The sequence below is a fragment of the Pontibacterium sinense genome, assembly GCF_015209595.1.
Classification (GTDB): domain Bacteria; phylum Pseudomonadota; class Gammaproteobacteria; order Pseudomonadales; family Balneatricaceae; genus Pontibacterium; species Pontibacterium sinense.
In genome coordinates, this window is sequence record NZ_JADEYS010000007.1 from 148,012 (window position 1) to 160,068 (window position 12,057).

Annotated in this window: 12 protein-coding genes; 8 read left to right on the forward strand and 4 right to left on the reverse strand. The window is 50.2% G+C overall.

Annotation, left to right across the window (positions count from 1 at the left end):
* Positions 1 to 50 precede the first annotated feature (50 nt).
* The gene (locus IOQ59_RS09050; RefSeq protein ID WP_193952954.1) at positions 51 to 428 is read left to right on the forward strand and encodes a carboxymuconolactone decarboxylase family protein; all 378 of its coding nucleotides are present in this window, start codon (positions 51 to 53) and stop codon (positions 426 to 428) included.
* 122 nt (positions 429 to 550) lie between these two features.
* Here IOQ59_RS09050 and IOQ59_RS09055 read toward each other — a convergent pair whose 3' ends face one another.
* The 3 genes from IOQ59_RS09055 to IOQ59_RS09065 form a co-directional block, all read right to left on the reverse strand.
* Positions 551 to 1,465 carry a LysR family transcriptional regulator gene (locus IOQ59_RS09055; RefSeq protein WP_193952955.1) on the reverse strand — a complete coding sequence of 305 codons (915 nt, stop codon included), beginning with the start codon at positions 1,463 to 1,465 and terminating at the stop codon, positions 551 to 553.
* Positions 1,466 to 1,577: 112 nt separating this feature from the next.
* Positions 1,578 to 2,492: an ornithine carbamoyltransferase gene (gene argF / locus IOQ59_RS09060; protein WP_193952956.1), complete on the reverse strand. Its 915-nt coding sequence runs from the start codon at positions 2,490 to 2,492 to the stop codon at positions 1,578 to 1,580.
* Between the two features lie 35 nt (positions 2,493 to 2,527).
* On the reverse strand, positions 2,528 to 3,730 hold the full coding sequence (locus IOQ59_RS09065; RefSeq protein WP_193952957.1) for an aspartate aminotransferase family protein: 1,203 nt from the start codon (positions 3,728 to 3,730) through the stop codon (positions 2,528 to 2,530).
* Between the two features lie 268 nt (positions 3,731 to 3,998).
* On the opposite strand from IOQ59_RS09065, the gene grxD reads away from it, so the two are divergent.
* Positions 3,999 to 4,337 carry a Grx4 family monothiol glutaredoxin gene (gene grxD, locus IOQ59_RS09070; RefSeq protein ID WP_193952958.1) on the forward strand — a complete coding sequence of 113 codons (339 nt, stop codon included), beginning with the start codon at positions 3,999 to 4,001 and terminating at the stop codon, positions 4,335 to 4,337.
* A gap of 90 nt (positions 4,338 to 4,427) precedes the next feature.
* Positions 4,428 to 5,030 carry a peroxiredoxin gene (locus IOQ59_RS09075; RefSeq protein WP_193952959.1) on the forward strand — a complete coding sequence of 201 codons (603 nt, stop codon included), beginning with the start codon at positions 4,428 to 4,430 and terminating at the stop codon, positions 5,028 to 5,030.
* A 78-nt stretch (positions 5,031 to 5,108) separates the two neighbouring features.
* On the opposite strand, the gene rnt is transcribed toward IOQ59_RS09075, so the two are convergent.
* The gene (gene rnt / locus IOQ59_RS09080; RefSeq protein ID WP_193953004.1) at positions 5,109 to 5,750 is read right to left on the reverse strand and encodes a ribonuclease T; all 642 of its coding nucleotides are present in this window, start codon (positions 5,748 to 5,750) and stop codon (positions 5,109 to 5,111) included.
* Positions 5,751 to 5,917: 167 nt separating this feature from the next.
* Between rnt and IOQ59_RS09085 the strand changes: the two genes are divergently transcribed.
* The 5 genes from IOQ59_RS09085 (at position 5,918) to fni (ending at position 12,056) form a co-directional block, all read left to right on the forward strand.
* On the forward strand, positions 5,918 to 6,772 hold the full coding sequence (locus IOQ59_RS09085) for an OmpA family protein (protein ID WP_193952960.1): 855 nt from the start codon (positions 5,918 to 5,920) through the stop codon (positions 6,770 to 6,772).
* Positions 6,773 to 6,889: 117 nt separating this feature from the next.
* A complete protein-coding gene (locus tag IOQ59_RS09090) occupies positions 6,890 to 8,116 on the forward strand; it encodes an argininosuccinate synthase (protein ID WP_193952961.1) in 1,227 nt (408 codons plus the stop codon).
* A gap of 132 nt (positions 8,117 to 8,248) precedes the next feature.
* Positions 8,249 to 9,823: a tetratricopeptide repeat protein gene (locus IOQ59_RS09095; RefSeq protein ID WP_193952962.1), complete on the forward strand. Its 1,575-nt coding sequence runs from the start codon at positions 8,249 to 8,251 to the stop codon at positions 9,821 to 9,823.
* A 167-nt stretch (positions 9,824 to 9,990) separates the two neighbouring features.
* On the forward strand, positions 9,991 to 11,028 hold the full coding sequence (locus tag IOQ59_RS09100) for a hydroxymethylglutaryl-coenzyme A reductase family protein (protein WP_193952963.1): 1,038 nt from the start codon (positions 9,991 to 9,993) through the stop codon (positions 11,026 to 11,028).
* Positions 11,028 to 12,056 (forward strand): type 2 isopentenyl-diphosphate Delta-isomerase, encoded by a 1,029-nt coding sequence (fni, locus tag IOQ59_RS09105; RefSeq protein WP_193952964.1) that lies wholly within the window; start codon positions 11,028 to 11,030, stop codon positions 12,054 to 12,056. Before IOQ59_RS09100 ends, fni begins: the two co-directional genes overlap by 1 nt.
* The last annotated feature ends 1 nt before the right edge of the window (position 12,057 follow it).

The following is a 12,057-nucleotide window of genomic DNA, read 5'->3' on the forward strand; positions in this document are numbered from 1 at the left end:
TGTTTGTCATTTTACGTTAGGGTAAATGCAAATTTTTAGGAGGTTATGACATGGCAATTGAAGATCGCGAGAACGGACTGGCAGTACGCACCGAGGTAATGGGTGAGGAATTCGTACAAAAAGCCATCGATAACACCACTGAATTTACAGCACCCTTGCAGGATTGGATTAACGAAAATGCCTGGGGTTCAACCTGGCAGCGTGAAACTCTGCCACGCAATACGCGTAGTTTGGTGACTATCGCGATGCTTGCAGCGCTGAAAGCACCGACAGAGATGAAAGGACATGTGCGTGGAGCGTTGCGTAATGGCTGTACGCCGGAAGAGATTCAGGAGGTGTTGCTGCACTCTATTGTTTATTGTGGCGCGCCCGCTGCTCAGGAAGCATTCCGCGCCGCTAAAGAAGTGATTGAAAACTGGGAAGGTTAGCAGCGAAGTAGGTGTGAGTTGGTAAACAATGTATTGCTGAATTGAATATTGGCAGGCAAAGCGGGTCGCTCAGATCACCGATGCCAAGCCATCCCCGCAAAACAACATCCTTGTTAATCTGATCAGGCTGATTTGATGCCGGTCAGATTGCGGAAAGAGACTTCCTTGGCGGTGTTGAGGAAGTCCACCATAAAGTCTGCATTTTTCTGGTCTTCTCTAATCGCAGCGTATAGGGTGCACCAGACGCCTTTCTCGCCCAGTGAGCGCGCGGCGATATATTCTCTTTGCAGGTATTCATGCAGCGCCCAGTTAGGCAGGGCGGCGACACCACGGCCACTGGCCACCAGTTGTAACATCATCACCGTAAGTTCTGCCGTGCGAATGCTGCTCGGCTCGACGCCGGCTGGATCCAGAAAGTGGTTAAATATATCTAAGCGACTCGGTTCGACCGGATAGGTAATCAGAACTTCCTGCTCCAGATCAGTTGGGTGGATATGTTTTCGGGCCATTAAGCGGTGCTGTTTACTGATTGCCAATACTGATTCGTACGTAAACAATGGCACGTAGGTAATGCCGTTGCGCGGTTCGGGGTCAGCGGTAATGACCAGATCCAGATCACCGCGTGCTAGCGCGGGTAAAGGCTGAAAACTAAAGCCACTGGATAGATCCAGCTCGACTTCAGGCCAGTGCTGGCGGAAATGGTCAATCGTAGGCATCAGCCAGTCAAAGCAGCTGTGGCACTCAATACAGAGGTTCAGACGTCCTGCTTCCCCACCTGCTAATCGGGCGATATCCCGCTCAGCACTGCGAATCATGGGTAGCATCTCGTCCGCCAGAGAGAGCAGTCGTTGCCCGGCACTGGTAAAGCAGATCGGTTTTGTTTTGCGGATAAACAGCGAGCAATCCAACCGGTCTTCGAGGTCCTTTATCTGATGAGAGAGCGCTGATTGTGTCAGGTGAACACGCTCGGCGGCTTCAACCAGACTGCCCGCATCACGGAGGGCAGACAGTGTTTTCAGATGACGAAGTTCGATCATTACTTGCTCCCCTGTGACAGATGTATGTCGAAGTATAGTTGCTCTGTAGGGAATAGAGGTGAATCGGGCTGGATTCAATCGTTCCAGCCCGATTGTCAGTGCGGAATAACGCTTATTCTGGGGTTCCGACCAGCAAAAACTCCAGCAGTGCTTTTTGAGCATGCAGTCGGTTTTCTGCTTCGTCGAAGACAACAGAGCGAGGATCATCCATCATCTCTGCGCTGACTTCTTCGCCGCGATGAGCCGGTAGGCAGTGCATGAAAATAGCGTCTTTGTCAGCCAGGTCCATCAGCTCAGTGGTGACCTGATAACCAGCAAACGCTTCTTCGCGCTCTTTTTGTTCTTCTTCCTGACCCATGGATGCCCAGACATCGGTGACAACCAGGTGGCTGTCTTTCATCGCTTCTTCCAGTGTGCGGAAGATGGAGATGCGGTCTTTGTTCTCTTCCAGCAGCTCGGCCATCGGTTCGAAACCTTCCGGGCAAGCAATGTTCAGATGGAAGTCGAACTGGCGGGCTGCATTAATGTAGGAGTTGCACATGTTGTTGCCATCGCCCACCCAGGTAACAGTCTTACCCTGAATGCTGCCGCGGTGCTCACGATATGTCTGCATGTCAGCCAGTAGCTGGCATGGGTGATATTCGTTAGTCAGTGCGTTGATCACGGGCACAGAAGAGTTTTCTGCAAACTCCTCTACGATCTCGTGTCCATGGGTACGAATCATCACCACATCGACCATACTGGAGATGACGCGGGCGCTATCGGAGATTGGCTCGCCGCGTCCCAGCTGTGTATCACGTGAGGATAAAAACATTGCATGGCCACCAAACTGTGCCATACCTGCTTCAAAAGAGACGCGGGTACGGGTTGATGATTTTTCAAAAATCATCGACATCACACGGTTTTTCAGTGGCTCATACACTTCGCCATCGCGAAGGATGCGTTTCAGTTCAATTGCTCTGTTGATAACAGAGTCAAGCTCCGCAGGAGACAGGTCCCGCAGAGTCAAAAAATGTCTTATTTTCATTATGGGTTTCTCGCTGCGTCTGACGAGACCGCGTGTTAAACACGCGGCTTGGCACGATCGTCAGCAGAGTAGATCTTGATCAGTTTTGAAATGGTATTAACCAGAAGGTCTGCTTCAGTGTCTGACATGATCAGTGGAGGCAGCATACGAACAATCTTGCCACCGCCGGTCACGTTCAGAAGAACACCCTTTACCTTGGATAGAACGGCCAGCTCTGTACCAGCTTCGCTCAGTTCAATCGCGATCATCAGGCCTGCACCACGTACTTCTTTTACGTAGTCTGCGCCAGCAAGCTGTTCGCGGAAGCCCTGTACGATGCGGTCGCCCAGTTCTTTAGCGCGCTCTGCCAGCCCTTCATTAGTGATTGTATCAACAACTGCCAGCGCAGCAGCGCAAGCCAGTGGGTTACCACCGAAGGTTGAACCGTGATTTCCAGGTGCAAGGATAGTTGCAGCCTTACCGCTTGCCAGACATGCACCGATAGGTACGCCGTTGCCCAAGCCTTTTGCGGTAGTGACTACGTCGGGCACGATGTTGTTTTGCTGGAACGCAAAGTATGTCCCCGTACGGCCGTTACCCGTCTGGACTTCGTCCAGCATTAGCAGCCAGTCCTGTTCGTCACAGATATCACGCAGCTGATTCAGGTAATCGTCTGCCGGGATAGCGACACCGGATTCGCCCTGAATGGGTTCAACCAGAATAGCGACAACGTTCGGGTTGTTCGCTGCAATCGTGCGGACAGCTTCAACATCGTTGTAAGGCGCACGAACAAAACCTGCAACCAGTGGCTCGAAACCAGCCTGAGCAGAACGGTTGCCGGTTGCACTGAGTGTTGCCATTGTCCGGCCATGAAACGAGTTATCCATGACGATAATGGTTGGCAGATCAATGCCTTTCTCGTGACCGTATCGGCGTGCAATCTTGATGGCGGCTTCGTTTGCTTCAGCACCGGAGTTGCCAAAGAATACGTTGTCCATACCTGCAATGCGCGTCAGGCGTTCAGCCAGCTGCTCCTGCAGGGGAATAGAATAGAGGTTGGAAGTGTGCATCAGGCGGGCAGCTTGCTCGCTGATTGCGTGGGTAACCGCTGGGTGTGCGTGACCCAGACCGGTAACTGCGATGCCGCTCAGGGCGTCCAGATACTTGTTTCCATCCGTGTCATACAACCACGCGCCTTCACCGCGTTCAAAAGCAACTGAAAGCCGGTTGTAGGTTTTCATTACTGGCTCAAATGCCATAATCCTCTCCATACAACGCAAAAAGGCAGCTAAGAGCTGCCAATAAAAAGCAGATTCTATTGTGTGTCCAGCCTATTTTCAATAGTTGATTCCTGTATGTCAGAGATAATAAAAATCAATTTTTGGCTATTGATAAGTTTATTCTATCGTTCTGATTGAGAAATCTAAATATACATTAACAGAGTGATATGGTCGGATATGTGATAATATTTCTGCACGAGAAGGCAGCTGTCCATTGTCTTCAAAGTGTTAGCTGAAAGGTGCATGAATGAGCGTTATTGATACCATTAAAGAGCAGATCGAAAGCAACGACATCCTGCTGTACATGAAAGGTACACCACGTTTCCCGCAGTGCGGTTTTTCTTCCCGCGCGTCTGAAGCGGTGATGGGCTGTGGTGAGCGTTTTGCGTTTGTAAATATTCTGGAAAATCCGGAAATTCGCGCAGAGCTGCCTAAGTACGCAAACTGGCCAACCTTCCCGCAGTTGTGGGTTAAGGGTGAATTGGTAGGTGGATGTGACATCATCTGCGAAATGGGAGAATCCGGCGAACTGGCAGAACTGATCAAAGAAGCGGCTGCCGCTTCTGGTGACGCTGAAGCCGAATAAAAAAGATCCGGATGAGAGGCTTGCAGATGCAAGTCTCTTTTCTATTATGGATACTCTAAAACGAAATATACCCACTAACGGAGACATGCAATGGGCGTACTCGTAGGTAAACAGGCACCAGACTTTACAGCACCAGCAGTACTGGGTAACGGTGAAATTGTTGATGCTTTCACTCTGTCTGAAGCAGCAAAAGGCAAGAAAGCGGTTGTATTCTTTTACCCGCTGGACTTCACTTTTGTTTGTCCTTCTGAACTGCTGGCTTTCGATCATCGTATCGAAGAGTTCAAAAAGCGTAACGTAGAAGTGATCGGTGTTTCTATCGATTCTCACTTCTCTCACAACGCTTGGCGTAACACGTCAGTAAACGAAGGCGGTATCGGTGCTGTTAACTACACACTGGTTGCAGATATGACTCATAGCATCTGCCAGTCTTACGATGTTGAATCCGAAGGCGGCGTTGCTTTCCGTGGTTCTTTCCTGATCGATGAAGACGGTCTGGTGCGTCACCAGGTTGTTAACGATCTGCCGCTGGGCCGTAACGTTGACGAAATGCTGCGTATGGTTGATGCGTTGGCATTCCACCAGGAGCACGGTGAAGTTTGCCCGGCTGGTTGGAACCAGGGTGATAAAGGTATGGTTGCTTCCCCTGAAGGTGTTGCATCTTACCTGACTGAAGAAGCTGATAATCTGTAATTCAGTTTCAGATAGTCCATAAAAAAACCCGCCATGTGCGGGTTTTTTTATGTCTGCCTATTTTTTGCAGGGCGGGGATCAGATGGTGAACTCGTCACCGTAATCCTGTGCCGCCAATACCATGTCCCAGCCGCCAAGGTCTTTCCAGCGATTCACAATGGAGCAGAACAGTTCAGCAGTTTTTAGTGTGTCGTACAGTGCTGAGTGAGCTTTTTTGCCATCAAACTCAATGTCAGCAACTTCGCAGGCTTTTGCCAACACGGTCTGGCCGTAGGCCAACCCGGATAGCGTGGCGGTATCAAAGCTTGAAAACGGATGGAAAGGGTTGCGCTTGATATCATTTCGTTCCGTTGCCGCGTTCACAAATCCCTGATCAAATGCAGAGTTGTGTCCGACCAGAATTGCGCGTTTACAATCGTGCGATTTGATCGATTTACGAATAGGGCGGAAAATGTTTTCTAATGCTTCCTGTTCGCTGATGGCACCACGGTCGGGATCGAATGGATCGATGCCCGTGAAATCCAATGCTGCACGTTCAAGGTTGGCACCTTCAAACGGCTCTACATGGGCTTCGTAGTACTTATCGACCATCAGGTAACCGTTTTCATCCATGGTCAAAGTGGCTGCTGCAATCTCCAGCAGAGCATCGGTATTGGCGTTAAAACCGGCGGTTTCAACATCAACTACAACCGGAAGAAAACCGCGAAAACGGCTTGCCATTGGGTGTTTGTACGAATCTTGACGGCTCAAAGGATTCCCTTACTTTCTGAATTGCTCACATATTGCCCGCCATTCTACCAGCGATGTAATTTGATAGCTAAAGGTGTTGTTGTCAGAGCCGAAAGAGATAATATAACAACAGATTTCCGAATGTTGCAGGTGTTGTCGTGTACTTAAAACTGGTTCCCATACTTTTGCTTTGGCTGGTCAGCACGCTTGTGCAGGCAGTGAGCTATCGGGCAACCATTGAAGAGTCCAACTGGGAGCTGGAGTCCTCCATCTTCGTCTGTCGTTTGTCTCATGTGATTCCTTCCTTTGGCAATGCGGTGTTTGAGCACGAAGCGGGTGAAAATGTTCACTTTCTGCTTGATCCGACTGAAAAAGGTCATTTTGCCAAAGGTGCGATGCTGGTATCTGAAGCCCCACCATGGCGGCCGGGTCTGATGACTCAGGCGATTGGCCCTGTAAAGGCGGTTAAGCAGGGGCAGTTGGATGTGAAAACAGGTTATGCCAAATCGATGCTGGCAGCCTTGCATAAGGGTTTGATGCCTACGTTTACCACTGAAACCTGGTACGGCACCCCGGAATACCTGCGTGTCTCGGTTTCTGCGGTCAATTTCCGTAACGCATACACTGACTATGTAGGCTGTGTGGCGAAGTTGCTGCCGGTTAACTACCGTCAGGTGGCGCGAACGGCTGTACTGTTTCCGCCGGGAGAGTGGAGACTGTCTGATTCGACGCGTGAGCGTCTGGACCTGATCATCCTTTATATAAAGAACGATAACAGCGTTCAGTCGGTGTATGTGGATGGGCACAGTGATGCCGCAGGTCGTCGTCTGGCTAACCGGGATTTGTCGAAAAAACGTGCTGAAGTCGTAAGTGAATACTTCGTCAAGCAAGGGCTTGAGGAGGGGATGGTCACCACCCGTTATCACGGTGAGCGATATCCAGTCGTACCCAATAACAACAAAGCAAATCGTGCGCGGAACCGACGTGTCACCATTCGTCTGGAAAAAGAGTAAAACTCGCGATATATGGTCTGCCATACGGTAGGCTTTTTCTGCTATAATCCCGCCCCTGTTTCTTTTTGAACCCGGTCGCGTCCTGCGGCCGATGTTTGCACAAGTTGGAGCTTGAGAATGTCCGAAATTAAGAAGGTTGTTCTAGCCTATTCCGGTGGTCTGGACACTTCCGTAATCGTCCGCTGGTTGCAGGATGAATACAACGCTGAGGTAGTCACCTTTACTGCCGACCTGGGTCAGGGTGAAGAAGTTGAACCTGCACGTGCCAAAGCCGAAGCGCTGGGCGTAAAAGAGATCTACATTGAAGATCTGCGTGAAGAGTTTGTGCGTGATTTCGTATTCCCAATGTTCCGTGCAAATACCATCTATGAAGGTGAGTACCTGTTGGGTACGTCTATTGCACGTCCATTGATCGCTAAGCGTCTGATTGAGATTGCTAACGAAACAGGTGCTGATGCAATTTCTCACGGTGCGACGGGTAAGGGTAATGACCAGGTTCGTTTCGAGCTGGGCGCATACGCGCTGAAGCCGGGCGTTCATGTCATCGCACCGTGGCGTGAGTGGGATCTGACATCCCGTGAAACCCTGATGAAGTATTGTGAAGAGCACAATATTCCGGTTGATTTCGCTGGGAACAAGAAGAAGTCGCCATACTCGATGGATGCTAACCTGCTGCACATCTCTTATGAGGGTGACATTCTGGAAGATCCATGGGCAGAAGCTGAAGCTGATATGTGGCGCTGGTCTGTTTCGCCTGAACAGGCTCCGGACGAAGCAACCTATATGGATCTGACCTACGAAAAGGGTGACATTGTCGCAATCGATGGTAAAGCGATGAGCCCGGCGACTGTTCTGGAATATCTGAACAAGGTCGGTGGTGAGAACGGTATTGGTCGTCTGGATATCGTTGAGAACCGTTTTGTTGGTATGAAATCCCGCGGTTGTTACGAAACTCCAGGGGGTACTATCATGCTGCGTGCTCACCGTGCGATTGAGTCGATTACACTGGACCGTGAAGCCGCTCACCTGAAAGATGAGTTGATGCCACGCTACGCTAAGGTCATCTACAACGGTTTCTGGTGGTCAGAAGAGCGTAAGATGCTGCAGAAAATGATCGATGAATCTCAGCAGGTGGTAAACGGTGATGTTCGCCTGAAGCTATACAAGGGTAATGTGATCGTTGTTGGTCGTCGTTCTGAAGATTCTCTGTTTGATGAGAGCATCGCAACGTTTGAAGATGATGCGGGTTCTTATGATCAGAAAGACGCTGCTGGTTTCATCAAGCTGAATGCGCTGCGTATGCGTATTGCTGCCAGCAAAGGTCGCGATCTGCTGGAAGATTAAGAGCTTTCTGGTCTGACCTGAAAAAGCCCTGCGTTAACAGCGCGGGGCTTTTTTGTTTCCGGGCGATGGTTCTTTTTGCCCGTGGCAGGAAAACTGTGCTACGTTTGTTTCTACCTAGTTGTGCAAAAGCCTATGGAAATCAATTACTCAGGAAAGTCGGTTCTGATCGTCGACAACAAGCTCTCTGAGCTTGGCGCGTTGCGACAAATCCTGGGTCAGCTAGGTGTGCAACGGATTCAGGTTGCCTCATCGGTCAACATGGCCTTGAGCCTGATGCGGGTTGAGCAATACGATCTGTGTTTTGTTGATTACGACTTGGGGCGTGATGAAAAAAACGGCCTGCAGTTGTTGCATGAAGCAAATGCGGAGCAGTTGTTCAGCCACCGCAATCTATTCGTTTTGGTTGTCGACTCAGAACGTTCACATCTGTTATTTGGTTCCCTTGAGAACTCACCCGATACCTACATATCTAAACCCTATGATCTGATGAGCTTACGGGCCCGCCTCGATAAAGTGATGCGGGTGAAGCATGTCACAGAGCCTGTGGATCGTTTGCTGGATGAACATAAGCTGGACAAGGCATTAAAAGCCTGTGATCAGCTAACCGATATGTTTCCGGGTCTTCATCTTTACCTGAGTCGCCTGAAAGGCATTGTCCTGCTGCAGCTTGAGCGTTATGCGGAAGCCGCAAAGTTGTTTGAGGGCCTGATAGAGCGGCGAGATCTGCCTTGGGCAGAGGTAGGGTTGGGATCAGCGTTCTTTCACTTGGGACGCTACGATGATGCGCTGCGCATGCTAAACCGAGTTGTGGACAACGAGCACCTGTGTGTTGAGGCGTTTTCTTGGCTGGGGCGGGCATACTGGGCGACAGGGGCGTTGCAGCAAGCGATCAGTTTAATGCGCAAAGCCGTAATGCTGCAACCAACTTCACCGCAGTTGCTACGTGAGTTGGCAGATCTGGCAGCCCAGGCGGAAGATTGGAAGATCGCAATCGATGCCTACCGTTCGGCTATTCGTTATGCCCGGAACTCCGTGTTTCAAGAACCTTCTGCATATTTTGGTTTGGCCCGAGCTCTGGCTCATCAGATGTCCAAAGCAGATCACCCGCAAGAGGCAGAAGAGGAAATTATCCGTCTGTTGGAAGACGTGGTGTTAGATCACCAGGGATACGATGAGATCGGCTTACATGCCAAGCTCTGTGCGAGTGATATTTTTAAGCTAGGGAATGTGCCTGAGTTATCTGAACAGCGTTTGCGGGATGCATGGGCGATGTTTCAGCAGCTGGAGAAAGAGGTGCAGTGTATCTGGCTGGATTCCATCGTGGATGCCTCAAATGGTAGCGCTTTATCTTCTGAGGTGACTGAGTATAAAAAAGTGCTGGCGACGGTGATGGTGACCCTGCATTGGGGGAAAGCTAATCTTCGGGCCATGCTGTGTTTTAGAAAAGGCGAATTTGAGCAAGCATTTAAGTTATTTGCTCAGGCACATGAAATGTTGCCGCGACATGCGGGGATTGCATTGAATATGGTGCAGGCCGGCATTGAGGTCGCACGAAGATCCCGTGGTAATATGGAAGCACTGCTGCGTTGTGATGCCGTATTGGCGAAAGTTCGCTTTGGTGAGCTATCTGCTCGCCAGCAGGCGCGTTACCGTACATTAGCGCAGCGTTGCGCTGAACTGGATCGTCAACTTCCTGAAACACTTTGATGATAAACATCAGTCCATCGTTTATAACTACTTGATCTAAATCCGTATGATCGGTTGGGCTAATTGCATTCAGGCAATCAGGTAGCTAAAATCGCCGCCAGCCAGAATTTTATCCAGCGGGCGTTCTATCTGGCATCTCTTTGCCCAACTCTAAGCGTTGATAAGCTATGAAAGCACATAAAATCCAGCAAGCTCCCATTCCTATGCGAAATGTAGGTCCGCTGAAAATCAGTGGTCCGGTTCTGGATGAAAAAGTTTCAGTCCCGCTGGCAACTTATGAAACCCCGTTGTGGCCGTCTGTAGGTCGTGGCGCGCGGGTATCTGCTCTGGTTGAAGATGGTATCAAAACCACGGTGATTGATGAGCGTATGACGCGTTCGATTCTGTTGGAAGCGGATGATGCGACAGCAGCAATGTTGGCTGTTGAGTCCATCAAGTCTCGTCGTGATGATCTGCAAGCGGTTGTGGCCACTTCCAGTCGCTTTGCCAAGCTGATTGAGATGAACAGCCAGATTGTGGCAAATCTGATCTATCTGCGTCTTGAGTTCACCACGGGTGATGCTTCCGGACACAATATGGTTACCAACGCTGCAGACAAGATTATTCCGTGGTTGCTGAGTGAATATCCGCAGCTGCGTTACTCTTCGATCTCTGGTAACTATTGTTCCGATAAAAAAGCCACCGCGGTTAACGGTATTCTGGGGCGTGGTAAATACGTTGTCAGTGAGATTCTGATCCCGCGTGATATCTGTGAACGTCGTCTGAAAACGACGCCAGAGAAAGTGGTTGATCTCAATATTAAGAAAAACCTGATTGGTACGATGATTGCCGGTGGTTTGCGCAGTGCGAACGCGCACTATGCCAACATGTTGCTGGCGTTTTATCTGGCGACCGGACAGGACGCTGCCAATATTATTGAAGGGTCACAAGGTATCGTGCACGCGGAAGTACGTGACGGTGATCTGTATTTTTCCTGTACGTTACCAAACCTGATTGTAGGTTCTGTTGGTAACGGTAAAGGTCTGGATTTCGTAGAAGAAAATTTGCGGGCTTTGGGATGTAAAGAAGATCGTGAACCGGGTGCAAACTCCCGTCGTTTGGCTGCAATTTGTGCTGCTACGGTGTTGTGTGGCGAGCTGTCTCTGCTGGCTGCTCAGACCAACCCAGGTGAGTTGATGGAAGCTCACATTAAACTGGAACGCTAATGTCTGATCCTACGAACGATCGGAAGATCGAGCATATTCGCGCCATTGAGCGAGATCCGTCGACTGATCGCGAACAGCGCTATTTTGATCGTTACCACCTGCTTCATCGGGCTTTGCCTGAGTTGGCGTTGGATGAGATTGATACGCAGACAACGTTTCTGAATAAAAAGTTGAGTTTTCCATTGCTGATCTCCTCCATGACCGGTGGTGATCATGAATTGGTGAACACGATCAATCGCAATCTGGCTATAGCAGCAGAAGCGACCGGTGTCGCCATGGCCGTGGGTTCTCAGCGCGTTATGTTTACGTCGCCTGATGCCCGCGAAAGCTTTTCCCTGCGTCAGTATGCTCCGTCGACCGTATTGATCGGTAACATCGGAGCGGTACAGCTGAACTATGGTATGGGGTTAGAGCAGGCCAAAGAAGCTGTGCAATGCTTGGGGGGGGATGGGTTGTATCTGCACCTCAATCCTTTGCAGGAAGCTGTGCAGCCTGAAGGTGATACCGATTTTTCGAATTTGCAGCAAAAAATAGCCGCATTGGCGAAAGCGCTGGATGTGCCTGTCTTGTTGAAAGAGGTAGGATCCGGTTTGTCACCCGCAGATATTGAGCTGGGGTTGTCTGCCGGTATTCGCCATTTTGATCTTGCGGGTACGGGTGGTACGTCATGGAGCCGAATTGAGCATCATCGACGCAAAGATGGTTCCGATCTGGGGCTGTGTTTTCAGGATTGGGGCATTCCTACACCAAAAGCCCTGCAGCTGGCGGAACCGTATCAGGACCGTGCAGCCTTTATCGCTAGCGGTGGTCTCAGAGATGGGATTGATATGGCTAAATCTGTTATACTCGGCGCCTCTTTGTGTGGTATCGCTGCGCCGTTGCTGAAACCGGCTATGGAATCGGCAGACGCAGTGATCACGGAGATCGAACGGATGCGCCGTGAATTTACCACCGCTATGTTTCTGCTGGGTGCTCAGAATGTTCCTGCTTTATTTCGGAACCGGGCCCTGATTCTTGAAGAATGCTGAG